13 protein-coding genes and 2 tRNA genes are annotated in these 17,628 nt (G+C 36.1%); 2 read left to right on the top strand and 13 right to left on the bottom strand.

The features are described from left to right. Window positions 1–30: 30 nt before the first annotated feature. The gene (locus tag F3D3_RS17920; RefSeq protein WP_069875832.1) at window positions 31–1,128 is read left to right on the top strand and encodes an RNA-binding domain-containing protein; all 1,098 of its coding nucleotides are present in this window, start codon (window positions 31–33) and stop codon (window positions 1,126–1,128) included. A gap of 303 nt (window positions 1,129–1,431) precedes the next feature. Here F3D3_RS17920 and F3D3_RS17925 read toward each other — a convergent pair whose 3' ends face one another. From F3D3_RS17925 to abc-f, 4 genes are all read right to left on the bottom strand, one after another. After that, the gene (locus F3D3_RS17925) at window positions 1,432–2,562 is read right to left on the bottom strand and encodes an ISAs1 family transposase (protein WP_069872581.1); all 1,131 of its coding nucleotides are present in this window, start codon (window positions 2,560–2,562) and stop codon (window positions 1,432–1,434) included. A 151-nt stretch (window positions 2,563–2,713) separates the two neighbouring features. After that, the gene (glpK, locus tag F3D3_RS17930) at window positions 2,714–4,216 is read right to left on the bottom strand and encodes a glycerol kinase GlpK (protein WP_069875833.1); all 1,503 of its coding nucleotides are present in this window, start codon (window positions 4,214–4,216) and stop codon (window positions 2,714–2,716) included. 76 nt (window positions 4,217–4,292) lie between these two features. Next, on the bottom strand, window positions 4,293–5,132 hold the full coding sequence (locus F3D3_RS17935) for an MIP/aquaporin family protein (RefSeq protein WP_084389148.1): 840 nt from the start codon (window positions 5,130–5,132) through the stop codon (window positions 4,293–4,295). Window positions 5,133–5,318: 186 nt separating this feature from the next. Next, the gene (gene abc-f, locus F3D3_RS17940) at window positions 5,319–6,815 is read right to left on the bottom strand and encodes a ribosomal protection-like ABC-F family protein (protein ID WP_069875834.1); all 1,497 of its coding nucleotides are present in this window, start codon (window positions 6,813–6,815) and stop codon (window positions 5,319–5,321) included. A gap of 491 nt (window positions 6,816–7,306) precedes the next feature. Here abc-f and F3D3_RS17945 point away from each other — a divergent pair, with 491 nt between their 5' ends. Then, window positions 7,307–8,509, top strand: coding sequence for a winged helix-turn-helix domain-containing protein (locus F3D3_RS17945; protein WP_069875835.1), 1,203 nt, complete (start codon window positions 7,307–7,309; stop codon window positions 8,507–8,509). Window positions 8,510–8,597: 88 nt separating this feature from the next. Here the strand turns inward: F3D3_RS17945 and F3D3_RS17950 are convergent, their stop codons facing one another. From F3D3_RS17950 to F3D3_RS17985, 9 genes are all read right to left on the bottom strand, one after another. Then, window positions 8,598–9,083 (bottom strand): GNAT family N-acetyltransferase, encoded by a 486-nt coding sequence (locus F3D3_RS17950; protein WP_069875836.1) that lies wholly within the window; start codon window positions 9,081–9,083, stop codon window positions 8,598–8,600. Between the two features lie 324 nt (window positions 9,084–9,407). After that, window positions 9,408–9,482: transfer RNA gene (locus F3D3_RS17955), tRNA-Met, on the bottom strand. Window positions 9,483–9,520: 38 nt separating this feature from the next. Next, window positions 9,521–9,595, bottom strand: a tRNA-Met gene (locus F3D3_RS17960). 372 nt (window positions 9,596–9,967) lie between these two features. After that, window positions 9,968–11,482: a Ppx/GppA phosphatase family protein gene (locus F3D3_RS17965; RefSeq protein ID WP_069875837.1), complete on the bottom strand. Its 1,515-nt coding sequence runs from the start codon at window positions 11,480–11,482 to the stop codon at window positions 9,968–9,970. Between the two features lie 51 nt (window positions 11,483–11,533). After that, entirely contained in the window at window positions 11,534–13,573 is a 2,040-nt protein-coding gene (gene ppk1 / locus F3D3_RS17970) for a polyphosphate kinase 1 (protein WP_069875838.1), read from the bottom strand. Between the two features lies 1 nt (window position 13,574). Continuing rightward, a complete protein-coding gene (locus tag F3D3_RS17975; RefSeq protein WP_069875839.1) occupies window positions 13,575–15,083 on the bottom strand; it encodes an HD domain-containing protein in 1,509 nt (502 codons plus the stop codon). 145 nt (window positions 15,084–15,228) lie between these two features. Beyond that, window positions 15,229–15,390, bottom strand: a complete 162-nt coding sequence (locus F3D3_RS24280) for a hypothetical protein (protein WP_175438422.1) — start codon at window positions 15,388–15,390, stop codon at window positions 15,229–15,231. Window positions 15,391–15,421: 31 nt separating this feature from the next. Then, the gene (locus F3D3_RS17980; RefSeq protein WP_069875840.1) at window positions 15,422–16,693 is read right to left on the bottom strand and encodes an HD domain-containing protein; all 1,272 of its coding nucleotides are present in this window, start codon (window positions 16,691–16,693) and stop codon (window positions 15,422–15,424) included. Between the two features lie 73 nt (window positions 16,694–16,766). Continuing rightward, window positions 16,767–17,504: a hypothetical protein gene (locus tag F3D3_RS17985; protein ID WP_207645400.1), complete on the bottom strand. Its 738-nt coding sequence runs from the start codon at window positions 17,502–17,504 to the stop codon at window positions 16,767–16,769. Window positions 17,505–17,628: the final 124 nt, after the last annotated feature.

The raw sequence follows: 17,628 nt of genomic DNA on the forward strand, positions 1-17,628 counted from the left end.
AAATAGCCAAAATCAAGTGAAATCAATTTATTGAAGCAGTTGAACCCCACTAGTTCTCGTCATGAGTTTCGAGAATCTAGGTTAAAGGAGTGGAAAAGCAAATATACAGAAAATATCATCAACAGCCGACGCAGACGAAATTTTGATGATTTATTATTATCTACCTACACATACTACAATCAAGAAACTCTTTCTACTGATGACATCTGGAATTATATTAAAGTTAACTTTGATTCACCAAAATATTACTTAAAAATATATCTTGAAAAAAGAGCATACCTCTACCACGAAGCAATTGATGATACCGATTATTGGACAAAAAAGGCAAATTATCTGGAGATTATCGAATCTAGTCGAGGCAATAAAATTAATAATATCAATAAACTAGCTGTCAGTTACTTGAATGATAATGGTGGGAGCATGGTTTTGAAAGACTTAATTAATGTCTTGGTTAACCAACATAAATATCATGAAAAAACATGCTATCAAACTTTGTCAAATAACAAACAAGTAAAAAAGTTTCCTAAAGATAATGTTATGTTGATATCAATACTAGAAAATAAATTTACAAACGTTTCCTTAATCAATGTTTCTGAACAAGAGTTTGAGGAGTTCTTAATGAAATCAAAAGCTGAGGAATCAAAGTATGATTTTAAACAAGGTTTCCTTAATTTATCTGATGATAGAAGCTTCAATGCAAAGAGCTTTGAAAAGATAATGAAGAACATTTGTGCTATGGCTAATCATGGTTTTGGACATACTGGCAGACTATTTATTGGTATCTGCGATACAGAAAATGACACATTGAGAGTTGAACAATTAGACAAAATCGACATAATTCGATTAAATGGTGTTGGTGTTGCAGGACTTGAAAGAGAAGCCGTTCATCTTGGCTACGATTTAGAAAAATATCAAAATTTTATCCTAAGTAAAATTGAAAATTCAAAACTTCCTTTAAAGCTGAAGAATCATTTAAAATCTAATGTAGGATTCATTCACTACAAAAACAAGTATATTATGATGATTGAAGTAAATTGTACAGATGGTCCATCACTATACAACGAAACCGAGTTATATATACGTAAAGGACCAAATGTTGATTTATACTTAAAACTGACCCAGGTTTAACGCTTAAAATTGACCCACTAACAGGGTGAAAATTGAGTTCTATATATTTTGATTATACACTGAACCTTGAAAATTTAACACTGTGAATTGACCCACCTCCACGGCTATCGCATGAAAATCTACCATAATCAAGGCTTTTATTCAAAGTCTTAAAAAAATAGCATTGCGCTATTGGATTATGTGGCATGACTTATGTTTTAATGCAGAGCTCAATCCTTTTTACAGTTTTGAGGGCACAACTAATAAACCGTTTGTATCACTACAGCCGACTTACCCTACGAATGGTATAACTCAGCCTTTTTTCTACAGCTCAGATACKACTTTCGTTAGAAAAGACTCATCTATTGATGCTTTATAACGCTTCAACTTTAAACTGGTCTTCTTTTTCGTGATGGTCTCTTGTTTTAAAATATTCATGGCTATCTTCTTCAACATGGATTGATTTGCAGCACCGTTATTCATTCTTACTCGGCTATGATCTTCTCTAAAAACAACATCAAGTATCCAATGACAACTTTCTACACCCCAATGTGATCTCACGGCCTTTGCAAACACTTCACATGGTCCTTCTTCTGGTGTTTTTAAACTGGATATGAAATAGCTCACTTCTACGCTTTCTTTTCCTTTTGTGGTCACTGTGCGCCTTACCATACCTATGCTTGATAAGTTTTTCCATTTGTCTTTTTCTACATACCATTCTATATCGTTTGTCTGATAATACTCTCTTTTTTCAATTCTTCCATGACCTTTTTCTAGAGTTGTTTTTCTACTTACTGGGTAATCTCTAAAATTGGATTCAATTGCATCTTCAAAATAACTTTTTACTTCTTCATTAAAATTACCTTGATTCCCTTTTAATGAGAGTACATAATCTGCTTCTTTTCCTATTATTTTTTCGACTATCTTTTTTTGTGTACCCATAGCGTCTATTGTGATTATGCTATCCTTTATAAATAGCAAATCCAACAGTTCGGGGATTGCTGTAATTTCATTACTCTTTTCTTCTGTTTTCAATTGTCCTAGCAAAAGATCATTTTCTTCTACCCACGCATTTACCAGATGGATTGCCTTTCTATCTTCTGTATGTGATCCCCTTGATGTTTTTCCATCTACAGCGATTATTCTGCCAGCGGATTCATTCGATAGCTTGCTTGTCCAGCTTATAAAGGCTCTATTAAAAGAATCACTATCCAAATTTTCAAATACGCGTTTATACGTATCATGAGAAGGTACGCCATTCTCTAAATCCACATATTTTTTAAACCATTCTTTTTTTGCCTCTACAAAGGATTCTACTTCTATCCAGGTATTCGCATTTGCAATCGTTGCAATCACTGTTGTAAAGATTATTTCTATCAGCTTATGTTTTACTTTCCACTCTTGTCTAAAATCGCTTACATTTTCAAATGCACTTTTAAACATTGTTTTGTCCATATGAATTCTCCTCCAGAGTTTTTTTCCTCTAGTATTGAATTCGACATTACTTCTTTAATTCCTTTTTGTAATTATTACCATTTATTCCTTCTGCATTTTCGCATTCACTTTTCCTAAAATACTCTACATTTTTTTCATGCGATAGCCGTGATTACTCAGCATCTTCCCATCCCATTGAACGCTCAACTGCTTTTTTCCAGCCTTTATAAAGTTTTGCCCTATAATCTGGTTCTATTTGATTTTCAAACTGTCTGTCTATGGCCCAGTTGTTTGCGATTTCTTCTTTAGATTTCCAGAAGCCCACTGCAAGTCCAGCGAGATAAGCCGCTCCTAAAGCTGTTGTTTCAGTCACTTTAGGCCTATTCACTGTAACGCCTAGAATATCTGCTTGAAACTGCATCAAGAAATTATTCGCAGTTGCACCACCATCTACTTTTAAAGTAGCCAGTTTAATGTTTGAATCCTCTTGCATCGCTTCAAGCACATCTCTTGTCTGATAAGCTATAGATTCAAGCGTCGCTCTGATCACATGATTCTTATTTGAACCTCTAGTCAATCCAACCAAACTGCCTCTTGCATACATATCCCAGTAAGGTGCGCCAAGACCTGCAAATGCAGGCACGAGATAAACGCCATTGGTATCTGCCACTTTTGAAGCAAAGTATTCTGTATCCGCCGCATCAGAGATCATTCTCATTTCATCTCTCAACCACTGAACAGAAGCCCCTGCAATAAAGATAGAGCCTTCAAGTGCGTATTCTACCTTGCCATCGATTCCCCAAGCGATCGTTGTCAATAGGCCATTTTCTGATGGCACCATCTTTTCGCCCGTGTTCATGAGCATAAAACAACCCGTGCCATATGTGTTTTTAGCCATTCCGGGTTCAAAACAAGCTTGACCAAAGAGCGCAGCTTGTTGATCTCCAGCGATACCTGCAATTGGAATTTCTGCACCCCCAAAGGTTTGGGCATCTGTGTGCCCATAGACTTCAGAAGACTGCTTAACCGTCGGCAGCATAGAAACAGGAATATTGAGGGCTTCTAAGATTTTAGTATCCCAGCAAAGATCCTTGATATTGTAAAGCATCGTTCTAGAGGCGTTGGAGTAATCCGTAACATGGACTTTGCCACGGGTTAAATTCCAGATGAGCCATGTATCGATGTTGCCAAATAGAAGTTCGCCTTTTTCCGCTTTTGCTCTTGCACCTTCTACATTGTCTAAGATCCACTTGACCTTTGTTCCTGAAAAATAGGCATCCACAACAAGACCTGTACTTTCACGAATGTGTTTTTCATAACCTTTGGCTTTAAGATCATCACATATATTAGCCGTTCTGCGACATTGCCAAACGATGGCATTATAAATCGGCTTGCCCGTTTCTTTATCCCATACAACTGTAGTCTCACGCTGATTTGTTATTCCAATAGCAGCAATTTCATGAGGATTCACTCCAGCTGTTTCTAAAACTTCCCGAGCCACACCTGATTGTGTCCCCCAAATTTCCATGGCGTCATGTTCTACCCAACCTGCCTTTGGGTAGAATTGAGTAAACTCTTTTTGAGCTACTTTTAATATATTGCCATTTTTATCAAAAATAATAGCCCTTGAACTTGTAGTGCCTTGATCTAATGCTAAGATATACTTCTTTTCCATCTTGGTATGCCTCCTCAAATTCTCAATTGTATTAAGCGTACTTTTTTGTCATCTGGACCTTCTCTTCACAATATTCTTATGCTGCTTTTTTATTTGATGCTATAGTTGAATCTGACTCAGATACTGATGTTACAATATATCGACTCACACCTTTGTCATAGATGACAGCACCTAACAAGCCCCAAATTATCGGACCAACAATCGGTACCCAAAAATAATTGTTTGGTGCTGGCAATCCAATGTTCCCCCATCCTGATACAGCCAAGAAAATTTTAGGACCTAAATCCCTTGCAGGATTCATAGCAAATCCCGTTAAAGATCCAAACGATCCCCCTATGATGGCTATGGTAAGACCCACTAAGATCGGACCAAATGGTGCATATTTGCCTTGTGGTGCATTTGCATTTTTAGCATCCCCAATTGCCAAAATGACCATTAACAAAAATGCTGTAATCGCAATCTCAACAAACATCGCCTCTATATTGCTGAGATAAGATGCTGGATAAGTCGTAAAAATACCCGCTGTTTGTACGCTGCTTGCTGAGCCTCTTATCATCCCATTTGTAGCTTCAAACGCCAAGAAAGCTTTTCTGAATAAAGCATAAGTTACGAGTGCGCCTGTAAAACAACCCGCAATTTGCGAAATGATATAAGGCACTACTTTTTTCTTAGGAAAGTCTCTAAAAACAGCCAAGGTAATCGTCACAGCTGGATTGATATGAGTCCCAGAAACGGCACCTGTAATATAAATAGCCATTGTAACACCAGCACCCCACATCAAACCAATATCCCACATATTATAGGATTGATTGTTTAATAGTAGTGACGCCACCGATCCTGCACCAATAAAAATAAGAATGAAAGCCCCAATAAACTCTGCTAACAATTCACCGAACAAATTGTCTTTCTTTAACATGATTATCCTCCTCAATATAAATCGTTTATGCTCCATGGATACCCTCTTATAGTGCAAGTCTTGTGCCAAACTGTAAAAATGTTCAAATTTGAATAAACAGTAATATATCGAAACAATAGCGTTGTTCTTTTTTACCAAGAAATGATTCGAAAGTGATGCTCGCTTGGTAAAATCTATCAACGTATATTACATTTCTCGGCGTACAATTTTTTCTGCTTCAAAGACAAGTAAGCCATTGCAAATTTTCTCTATAAGGTAGCGGTCATGAGTTACCATTATAATCGTCCCATTGTATTGAGCCAGTGCATTTTCAAAAGTTTCCTTACTCTTTAAATCCAAGTGATTGGTGGGTTCATCCAATATTAAAAGATCATATTCACCTAGCAATAATTTTAAAAGTTTGAGTTTAGTCTGTTCGCCAAGACTACAAGAGACGACTTTATGACTCAGATCAAGCGATTTAAAACCCAATTGATAGAGCTTATTAGACAAATCCACCAAAGCGGTTTTGTCGTATATAGCAAAATAGGATTGAATGGATACTTCTGGTGAAATATCAATGGCATATTGATCCATATAGCCCAGTTTCAAAGTGGGGCTCATGAGCAATTCCCCCGAATCCAGTGATAGCATCTTTAAAATAAGCTGTGTGAGCGTGGTCTTGCCACAACCATTAGCCCCTATGACACCGATCCGATCGCCACGTGTCATGTAGAAGTCACTTTCTTTAAAAAGTGTTTTATCTCCAAAACTTTTTGAAATTGCCTTTGCTTCTATAATATTTTTACCTTTTGAACCCGCTGGTTTAAAATGCATGACAATTTCTCTCTCTACTCTGGGTTTATCAACACCTTCAATTTCTATTTTTTCAAGTCTCTTTATTCTGGATTTAATCTGCTTGTCTTTTTTCTTCGCTTTCATTCGGAAATACTCTTTTTTACCCATTTTAACTTCTCCGCCTTTTTGCTTTTTGGTGGCATCTCTATGGGCTTTATCAGACCAAGTTTTCAGTTGTCTGATATCCGCTTGAATTTGCTTTTTATAAGCTTCTTGAACTTCATAAGCATTTTGTTGAGCCTTCATACGCTCTGATTTTAAGCGCACATATTGAGAATAATTGCCTTCATACGAAGTTGAAACGCCCTTTTCAATTTCTATAATTTTAGTACAAACTTGATCGAGAAAGTAACGATCATGCGAGATCATGATTACTGTCCCTGGAAAGTAACTCACTTCATTTACAAGCCAATCTATGCCATTATAATCCAGATGATTGGTGGGTTCATCTAATATAAGCACAGTTGGCTCTGTTGCCCATATTTTGGCAAGCGCCACTTTAGTACGTTCACCACCACTCATGGCTTCATCTGATACAAGATCGACTTTCAATCTGCTTTCGAGCTCAAAATATGTACTATCAAGCTCTGGCATATCTATATTTAAAAACTCATAAGTGCTGGATTGAGTTAATAACCCCACTGTGTTTCCTCTATCATGCCATTTGACCGTGCCGGAATCTGCTTTTAATTTTCCCGCTATTAATTGGATCAAAGTCGTCTTGCCAGCACCATTTTCACCGACAATCCCCACCCTTTCGCCATAGTTTACTTCTAAATTAACCGCTTCAAGAACAGATTCATAGCCATATGCTTTACTTAAATTTTTACAGGTTAATATTGTCATATAATCACTCCTTATGTCATGTACACTTCAAGTCTTTTGACCCAAATCTATGGTTAGGGTGTCAAAAGTCAGTTTCGCATTAACCCTTTATTGAGTATAAAAAAGGCTGTGCATTGAACAAACTCAATGAACAGCCTTATCTACATAAGTAAGCGAACGCCACAAGAGAACAACACAAAAGTATCGCCCTTTTACATAAGATTTATAAGCAGTCATAAATGTTCTCAGCACAAAAAAGTCTAATTAAAAGAATAAATATTATTCTTCCGTCATAGGTAAAATATTATTCCTATATTGACATTAAACGCTCATTACTAAGAACTTACTTCATTGAACTCTCCTCACATTAATCTTTAAAAGTGACTCTTTAAAGTATAGAAGAGAATTTAAACCCAGTCAATACCAATTTCAAAAAGAATGTGAACTTAATCCATTTGTAACATTTGACGACAGAACGTTTGTTTGGTAAAATTTAAACAGTGAGGTGACTTATGAAATCAAAATATATTTTAACAATCCCGCAAGCGCGCTATTTTCTTCTAAAAAAACACGGTCTTATCGATGCTTTTAAATTTAAAGATAAGGAAGGCGTACTGGCCTTCATCAAACAAGTGGGTTGCATTCAATTCGATCCCATAGATGTCTGCGGCAAAAATCCCGAACTCGTATTACAATCCAGAATAGAACATTTTAATAAGGAAATGCTTTCAGAATTGCTCTATGAGGATAGAGGTCTCGTCGATTACTTTGATAAAAATCTCTCCATTTTCCCTATTGAAGACTGGCCTTATTTCGCCTCTAAAAGAACGCATTACCAGAATTATCATCGCAGTCAAAAAGAGGTCGATCAAGTCACCAACGATGTACTCCAGTATATACACGAAAATACATTTGCCTGTTCTAAAGATATCCATTTAAGAGAAAAAGTAAACTGGGCTTGGAGTGATACTTCACTTGGAAGAGCAACTCTTGAAACCCTCTATTTTAGGGGAGATCTCGTGGTACATCACAAGAAAGGCACTCTAAAATACTACGCTCTTACAAAAGATTTTATAGATTCTGAAATTCTCAACTGTCCCAATCCAAATGAATCTCAACAAGCGCAAATTGAATGGCATATTTTAAGACGTATTGGCGCTGTCGGCATGCTCTGGAATAAAGCATCTGATGCTTGGCTTGGCATAGATCAAATGAAAACCGCACAAAGAAAATCGGCATTTGAAACACTTATAAGGACAAACAAAGTCATTGAACTTGAAGTTGAGGGTCTAGAAATGCCATTCTATATTTTAGAGCAAGATCAGCTCTTACTTGAAACATGCCTTGAGGTTTTTAAAAATTCAACTGTGACTGAAAGCCTTCTGCCACGCGTTTCTTTTTTGGCACCTCTAGACAACTTATTATGGGATCGCAAACTGATTAAAGCTCTTTTTAACTTCGAATACAAATGGGAAATTTACACCCCATTTGTAGAACGACAATTTGGTTACTATGTACTGCCCATTCTATACAAAGATACTCTGGTTGGCAGAATAGAAATGGTCAATAATAAAAAAGACAAGACCTTAGAGGTTAAAAAAATCTGGTATGAAGAAACCTTCAAGCCAGATCCAGAATTTAAAAAGCATCTTAAATTGAGCCTAAAAAGATTTGCAGACTTTAACAAATGCATCAAGGTTAAAATGCTTAAATAGAGAGCAGATAGTCGCAACTTAAATTATCTTCCCGCCCTGAAAAGGGCATTCATAAACCTTTTTATCCCCCCAAAAAGATCATTAAACGCTATAACATCAACTGCCAATTGGTCACATCGATCCATTGATTGAATTTAAACCCCGCTTCTTTAAATTCAGCTACTTTCTTAAAGCCAAATTTTTCATGAAGTTTTCGGCTGTTCTCATTGGGTTGAGATACCCCTGTGATAATAGAGTGATAGCCACCCTCTTTAAGTTGATTTATAAGCACTTCATACAATTGAGAACCAATCCCTTTGCCTGCACTATTTCGATCTATATAGACAGACGTTTCGATAGAAAAACGATAGGCAGAACGTTCTTTCCATCTAGTGCCATAGGCATAGCCGATGACCTTGCCATTTTCCTCATAAACATACCAAGGTAAATCAGATGAAAACACCTTATTTAACCGTTCCATCATACCTTCAACTGAAATTGCTTCTTCTTCAAAGGTAAATGTACTCCCCAAAACATAGTAATTATAAATTTTACAAATCGCTGGCACATCTGACATTTCTGCTTTTCTAATCATCTTACGACCTCTTTCTTCACTCATTGTCCATCAAAACCTTGTTTTGCCTGACCCGTCCTCATCTAACCGCTTAGAGCAGGTTAAACACTCCTGCCTCTAAGCTGGCCGAAAACTAATGATATATAATTAAAAAGACAGCATATCAATATGCTGTCTAAAATTTTATATTATTATAATCTATTATTGGCTTCATGTCTAGGATATATCATCACGCATTCATTTGCTTAAGCAGATGTCTGGATAACCCGCCATTACGCTTTCTAACGTTTCCAAAACAATAACTTACATATAATGCGTCATTATTTACCACGCTTTTAAAAATAATGGTTGCGGAGGCAGGATTTGAACCTACGACCTTTGGGTTATGAGCCCAACGAGCTGCCACTGCTCCACTCCGCGATATTCTAATTATTTGTTCAAACAACCCTAAATAAAAATGGTTGCGGAGACAGGATTTGAACCTGTGACCTTTGGGTTATGAGCCCAACGAGCTGCCGCTGCTCCACTCCGCGATGTTTCTTCCGAACAAGACTCATTATATCACACATCCGCGAAATTAGTAGGGTTATTTGAAAAAAACATAATAATTTTGAATTACTCAATATAATATTGATAGATATAATATTCTGTATCCACCCTATATCAATGCTTTAAGAGAATAATGGTTCAAAATTATATTTCGAAATTGTCATATTCTATTTTGACGTTAAAAGTTCTTTTTACCAAGCTATTCAAAATCAAAGCGTATACTCAGTCCGCTTCGCTACCTTCGTAACACTTGCACAATCCTATCGGATTGCATTCAATGGGCGTTTGGACTCCCACTGAACTCGGAATATGAACCCCCACTTTGAGAAGCGGGGGACATCTCCTCAAGGGTTATATTAAAAATAGATATGAAGTTCACTACCATAGTATTTTTTAAAGCGATCGGCAAATCTCATGGCAGATTCCATATCAAGAGTAGGAATTTCATCCGATTCTAATTTGATGTAAGTGGCATTTTCTTTTATATCTATGGACAAATCTACAATGCTACCCACTTCGGCCCGATCTAATTGCTCTGATATTTGCAAAATTACAGCTAATTTAGTGAATTTATTAAAAAAGTCCTTATCAATAAAAGGTTCATAAATTTTAAATCGGTCTTTGATGTTAGAGCTCCTATGATTTCCCACTAAAAAAGCAACTGCAAGATGTTCAAAATTAGAAAGACCATCAATTTTGCTATTCATAAGAAGATACATGCCATGAAGATGATGATCGTAGTATTCGATGTGCATCCCAATATCATGAAGTAATGCCGAAATTCTTAAAAGCCTTAAATCATCAGAATCAAAATCATGCAATGGCGCTAACCCCTCAAAGAGTTTTATGACAATTTTCTCAACTTGATGCGCATGTATCGCATTGACAAAAAAACGATTCATCATATTGTCGACACTTGCCTCTAAAACATCTGGAAACATAACAGATTGATGTCTGTTCAAATTGAGATACTCCAAAAAATAACCATCTCTTAATCCATACGCGCTAATGCGCATCTCAGGAGCGCCTATAGACTTCATGATCACATTGAGTGGTGTTGATCCAAGTGTCATCAAATCTGCACGGCGTTTATTAATACCATCCAATTTATCCAAAGCATCTGGATCCGTATTCTTAATCAGATCAATCACAGTGTTGACATCTTCAGAGGACATTCTATAATTGTGTAAATTTTCAATAGGATATCGGTTCAAATTTCGATGTACTTTACCCAAGGACCTAATGATGCCGCCAAGCCCTATTATCGGTAATCCCTCACCTTGTTTCAGCCAAGAAATCTTTTTTAACTGATCTCCTATAAAAGCTTCTGCACTCTCAATTTGTTTCTTTCTGTTTTTTTGCTTCTTATAGTGCTCCGTCAATATGACCGAACCGAAGGGCAAGCTTATAGATTCGATTAATTCACGGTCCTTTACCAGTACAATTTCAGTACTGCCACCACCAATATCCACTAGAACAGCATCGGAAAAAGCGATTGTATTGATAACGCCAAGATAATCATAATAAGCTTCTTCTTTTCCAGTGAGCACACTGAATTCAAGTCCAATTTCATTTTTAACCTTTTCCAAAAAATACTTTTGATTTTCAGCCATTCTTACAGCAGCGGTACTCAATGCAAATATCCGTGATACCTCATTGACACTTAACAAACGTTTAAAATATTTTAAAGCATTGAGCGTTCTGTTTATAGGCTCTGATTTCAAAAGGCCATCTTGATCTAAACCTTCACTCAGTCTAACCATTTCCTTCGCTTGTTCAAAAACACTATACCCGCCGAGTTCGTTGATGCTATAGATATTCATACGCACTGAGTTGGAGCCCAAATCTATAATGGCAATTTTATCGTCCAATTAATCACATTCTTTCTTTCGTTGATTTTTATCTGTTTTTTAAATTTTTGTCTAAATCTTTTTTATTATTTCTTCATTGTCATTATACTCCAAGGTTTTTAAAAAATCATGCACTTTAAGCTCGTCTTTGCCCTCGCTGGTTTTTTTCTCATAATTACCACCTGGCAAAAGCTTCCATGATTTTTGATTGTCTCTAAGATAGAGTTCGAGTGTTTTTTCAATGCGCTTTGCAATCGTCTTATCTTCAATTGGAAAAAGCAATTCCACACGTCTGTCTAAATTACGCGTCATCCAGTCCGCACTTGACAAGTATACTTCTGGGTGATGATCATTGTGAAAATAAAAGATTCTCGAGTGTTCTAAGAATTCACCTACAATACTGATCACTTCAATATTTTCGCTCAACCCTTCAACACCTGGTACGAGAACACACATCCCCCTGACGATCAAATTTATTTTCACACCCGCTCTGGAGGCTTCATAGAGACGATCTACGATTTCTTTATCCACCAATGAATTCATTTTGGCAATGATCTTAGCGGGTTTACCGTTCTTTGCGAGTTCTGTTTCTCGATCAATCAGTGTATAGAATTGCTTTCTCAAATGATAAGGTGCAACGATGATTGAATGTGTAAAAATATCATTTGAAAAGCCTGATACTAAATTAAAGAATATAGAAGCATCTGCTCCGAAGCTTTCCTTACATGTGAAAAGACCCATATCAGTATATACTTTGGCTGTTTGGTCATTATAGTTCCCTGTGCCAAGGTGGACATATCGACGTATCCGCTGTTTCTCTTTTCTGACCACAAGTGTGATTTTGGAATGTGTTTTAAGACCATATAATCCATAGATTACATGAACACCTTTTTGCTCCAATTTTTTAGCCCAGTTAATGTTGTTTTGTTCATCAAACCGTGCCATAAGCTCTAGAAGCACTGTGACTTGTTTGCCCTTTTCAGCAGCATCCGCAAGCGCTTTGACGATTTCAGAATCCCCGCTCACACGATACAGCGTTTGTTTAATGGCAAGCACCTGAGGATCTTTACTGGCCTGCTTTATAAAATCTACCACAAAATCAAAGCTTTCATAGGGATGGTGCAAAAAGACATCGCCTTCTCGGATGGTCTTAAAAATATTTTTCTTCGCCATAAAAGGCAGTTTACGTGGGATATACGTCTCTTTAACCAAATGTTGCAGTGCTTTGGGTGGTTTAAACTTAAACCACACTGTTTTATCCATTAAACCTTTTATTTCATATACCTGAGAGGCTTCCATATGAAATGCAGAAATCAAAGTATTTTTAAGCCATTCATCTGGACGGTATGAGATTTCTAACCTTATGGCCTCACCCCATTTTCTGAGTTTAATTGCTTCTTCGATGACATTTAGCAGGATATCTGAATCTTCTTGAATGACATTTAGATCGCCATTACGCGTGATTCTAAACTGGCAGGTGGCTAATATCGTGTTTCCGATAAACAAATCTGCTATAAATTCTTCAATGATATCTTCTAAAAGCACATAACAATGGTCGCCATATGAACACTCAATACTATAAATACGCGTTAATACTAAAGGAACCTCCACAAGGGCAAGTCTTTCAACATTTTGAACTAATAGCTTAACCGCAATATAGAGGCTCTTATTTGAAATCAAAGGGAACGGTCTGCTGAAATCCACCGCCATAGGCGTTAAAACTGGGAAAATACTGGTATTGAAAAGTTGTTTTAACGAACCTCTGATACCCTTCGTAAAATCACTTCGTCTTAATAAGTTGAATTGATTATCCTTAAGCCCTTGCATGAGTTCGTCACTGATTTTATTCTGAAGTTCAACAAGTTCGCTGACCTTTTGGTTAATGCTGATGAAGAGCGCTTCTGGCGTCATACCCGAAGGATCTGTCTTTGCATACCCAATATTCATTTGATCCTTGATCGAAGCTACCCTTACCATGAAAAACTCATCAAGATTCGAAGAAAATATAGCATTGAACTTAATGCGTTCAAGCATGGGCAGCGACAAATCATTGGCTTCAAGTAAAACGCGTTCATTAAATTTTAACCAACTCAACTCTCTATTAAAATACATACTATTTCTCCTTTAATTCTGGAATGATACCAAACGTGTTTATAAAGTTGGATAATGTAAATTGAAAACATAATTCTTCAAGCGTGATATCTTGCTTATACTTAATATAGATACTCATATAATCATCCGTGATCTTCACGCGGTCTATTTTAATTTTCTGTTGTTTACCCTTATCAAGTGCATCTGCTATGGACATGATGGAGGAAAGCTTAAAAACTGTGCTGTAATTCGTTTCCGAAATGCCTTCTAGTTCAAAATCAAGATCCTTATGCTCTGAGCTTGAAATGAGCCTGCAAACATGTGCCACAATTCTGATTTCTTCCTGAGTAACCCCTAAAATGCTCAAATTACTAATTTTATCGTAAGAAGTAATCAAGTAATCTTTCATTCGAGTATATTTTCCAATTTCATGTAATATAGCACTTAATCTCAATAAAAGTTCATCTCTTTCTCCAAACTCAAAGTGTTTTCTAAGTGCTTCAAACAATGTAAGTGCGTAAACTTCAACGGATTTGAGATGTGCTTCTGAACTCTTATAACGTTTACTGATATTAAGGGCTTGCGTCAATATATCTTGATTAAACGCGCTATATCGATTTAGATTATAATCCTTCTCGATAAAATTGGCGATGATACCGTCTCGCAATGATATGTCTGGAATTAAAAGCGATTCTGCACTCGTAAGATCAAAAAACATGTTGTATATGAGCACGCTTACAACGAATTCATACCAGTTAAACCCACGCGCTTCCATATCAAATCTCAAAGCTCTATGATCATCAATAAGATTATAATAAATCGCTTTAAATTCTTTTTTGGAAATGGTACTTTTGTTCTTAAAAAGCAACTTTTTATAAAGTTTTGCTTCCCCTCCAAGACAAATAAAATGCTTAATTTTTTTGATTTGAATATTCTGCCACATATGCGAGGTGCGCGTCTCTAATAATTCAAGGAGTACCTTAGGATAAACAACAGATCGTTCTTCAAGTTCATACATGATGCTTTTGAGATTCTTTGTGCCCAGTTTAATTTCATCATTTTTAGCCAAATGATTTCGGTGATAAATAGAGACATCACAACTGCCAGAGTTTATTTCAACCACAAGTGCACTTTTTCTTACATCGCGATAATTGGGCATGTAATCCCTCATAGATTTATAAGTTAAAAATTTTTCAATGCTATCCTCTATAATTTCCAAATCAATACCCGTTTTAATTTTAAGCATTTCAACGACCATTTTGGAATTATTAGCTTCTCTCATGGCACTGGTGCCAACTGCACGGTACTTTTCAACACCATAACTTTCAAGCACTTTATTAAAATCACTTAGTATTTTCAAAATTTCTTTGACCGTCTGATGTTGTATAAAGCCAAACTCATAGACGTCTTCTCCAAGGACTATGTCTTTGGAAATATCTTCGAGCACTGTAATTTTCGCATTTACATATTCAATTATTTTTAATTTAATAGAGCTGGCACCTATATCTATTGCCGCATATATGGGTTTCATTGAACACCTCTTTACTGTAGTCTCTTTATTATAATCTATGGATTTGAATAATTGTCATTTATATAAGATGAATTTACACGAATTTAACAATTCGTATATCAAATGCTTTATAAAAGCGTTGATAATCATCAACGCTTAGAAGGCACTATTCTTTTATTTTCTTAGATTTGCATAAGAGCTCTTCCTCATCGGCAACACGACCACATTTTTTACAAACATATCTAGGATTTTTGACATGCTCTATATATTCGATTAAATGCGTCTCTAAATAGTCTTCTTTAACGCGTTTGCACATTTTTTTAGACATAACAACCTCCAATCTTAGAATATTTATACCACTATAAAATGATTTTATTCAGGTTCATCAATTTTTTCAATAAAAAAAGTCTTTTTTTAAGCTCTGTTTTTAAGAATTTAGTTTGTAATTTGGTTTGATCCATTAAAAATCGCTTTTCATCAGAAGACATCTTATAATGTTTAAAAAAATGGTCTCTATCCTGTATGTCGTTTAAATCCCCTAGCAATTCGTGAAGTGTTAAAAGCGTCTCTTGAAACACGGGATGCGTCATTTTCAAAAGGTCACTTCCTAAGATGTATTTTAAGGGTTTGCCTTTTATTCGAAGCTGATGGAGTGCATCGGAATCATCTAATTCTGTAAAACTAAGGATTTGGAAGTATCGCTTAATCATTTTGCTTAAACCGATATCATCAAATTTCAGGTGACATTCATTGAGAGATAATAAATGCTCTATGCCCATAACATAGTCAGAGGTATAGTGCACTTTTATGTGCTTAATAAGTCTATCATGCGCTTCTTTTAGTGCTACTTCAAGAGATATTTTGAGCTTACTTAAAGGTTCAAACGCATCAAGTGATCTGGATAATACATAAAGTGATCTGCTTTTTGACAAGACCTTAAAAATAGGTTTAAGTGCTAGAAGCATGTCTTTTTTCATGGGTTTGTTATCTCCAAAATAGAGCAAAGCTTGCAACTTCCGTATGGTTGTACGCATTTCATGAACCCAGTGATTCATTTCATTTGGAGGTGTACTGAGAAGACCCATAAAATGTTCACAATAATTAGAATAAACGGTCTTTACAAAGGATTCTTCAGAAGCAGAGAAACGAATCTCATCAAGCGCCATCAGATCAAGTCTTATTTGTTCAAACTCATTATCTATAGACATTCCAAATTCATCTTGGTGCGCAAGACTATCTGCATCTTTTATGAGTTCCTCAAAAGGACCATGAACCTTTGATTTTTGATTATGATGCAAAATTGCTGAATAGATGACTTTTCGGGTATGTTTTGAGAGCATGCCCATCTTCTTTAATCGCGCCTTTGCAATTTCAGCACTTCTTTTGGAGTGAATTTTCCCACTGACACCCTCCATTATTCTCGAGACATCGTGGAAATACGCAATACAAAGCGCGAGATTCTCATCCAATTTTCTTTGTGATGCCAATGCTTTTATATGTCGCTCAACATTTAAAAAATGACTATGTTCATACAGTGAGCGTTCTGTAAAAGGTAGAATTTCACATCTGATCTGGTCGACCCATTCTTTTGAAACAGTCTCTATTTTATCTTTATTGTGCTTATTCGACATGAATGCCTCCTCCTAAATTAAACTTCGTACATTTAGATACTTACCCAAAAGAAACTCTTTTAACGCGTGTCTTTTAAAGATGTGACATCATCTTTTCAACCCAACTGGGTTCTATTTTCCGCAATCTATTTTTCTTTAAATTCTCTTTTATGATCCAACGGATCTGTTTGCTCTCCGTTTTAATTAAATCTTCAAAATATCTTTTCCCAACCTCTGGAGAAGCGACAATAGCGACACTCCACCCATAAGCAAGCGCTTTTCTGAGAGATTTTTCCTCATCTGTAAGTGTGCGCGTGATAAGTTCAAAGGGTTTTGTAACAGAAAGCAAATAATTCAATACAATTAGATTCGTTTCTTGATCCTTTAGGAGTACTGGCTCACAAAGTGTAGCAGTCAGAGCACGTCGTTCAAGGGCAGTTCCAGAGCACCAGCTTTTTAAAAACAGGATCACGGGCCTCAGCCCTATTATTTTTGCAACCTCTTGCAAACCTATAGCTACGGCTTCTCTAATCCTCCAACTGCTATGATTTGCATACTTTTTAAGTTCTACATCTAATAGGTGCAGTCCTTCAAAATTAAGATGACCATCCATAAAGTGATCTGCTTGGTTTATACAGAAACTAACCACGCCACACATGACCACAAATTCTTCTTTAGAATTGTTCAAATCATCACAATTATAGCTAAGACATTCTTTACACATTTCATCGGATGCTGCATGAGCAAATTTATATAAGAGTTCCAAATTACCTCTTGGTCCAGGTAAATTTGAATTTGCCATCAGATAGGATATTGTATATTGATTTTCCAAAATAAACCTCCTATATTTGTAAAGTCAGATGCTGAAATAAATATTGTCTTTAAAACGGTCTGCTCCAATCAAACTTTCATTTTCATCTTTTCTCCCAAAACCTCAAAACGGTGTAATATAAGTA

The organism is Fusibacter sp. 3D3, from assembly GCF_001748365.1.
GTDB lineage: Bacteria > Bacillota > Clostridia > Peptostreptococcales > Acidaminobacteraceae > Fusibacter_A.

Bases quoted from the DNA above. Each gene is read 5' to 3' on its own strand.
- ppk1 (WP_069875838.1), bottom strand. From the start codon at position 13,573: ATGTATTTTAATAGAGAGTTGAGTTGGTTAAAATTTAATGAACGCGTT.
- F3D3_RS24280 (WP_175438422.1), bottom strand. From the start codon at position 15,390: ATGTCTAAAAAAATGTGCAAACGCGTTAAAGAAGACTATTTAGAGACG.
- F3D3_RS17950 (WP_069875836.1), bottom strand. From the start codon at position 9,083: ATGATTAGAAAAGCAGAAATGTCAGATGTGCCAGCGATTTGTAAAATT.
- F3D3_RS17945 (WP_069875835.1), top strand. From the start codon at position 7,307: ATGAAATCAAAATATATTTTAACAATCCCGCAAGCGCGCTATTTTCTT.
- glpK (WP_069875833.1), bottom strand. From the start codon at position 4,216: ATGGAAAAGAAGTATATCTTAGCATTAGATCAAGGCACTACAAGTTCA.
- abc-f (WP_069875834.1), bottom strand. From the start codon at position 6,815: ATGACAATATTAACCTGTAAAAATTTAAGTAAAGCATATGGCTATGAA.
- F3D3_RS17980 (WP_069875840.1), bottom strand. From the start codon at position 16,693: ATGTCGAATAAGCACAATAAAGATAAAATAGAGACTGTTTCAAAAGAA.
- F3D3_RS17935 (WP_084389148.1), bottom strand. From the start codon at position 5,132: ATGTTAAAGAAAGACAATTTGTTCGGTGAATTGTTAGCAGAGTTTATT.
- F3D3_RS17975 (WP_069875839.1), bottom strand. From the start codon at position 15,083: ATGAAACCCATATATGCGGCAATAGATATAGGTGCCAGCTCTATTAAA.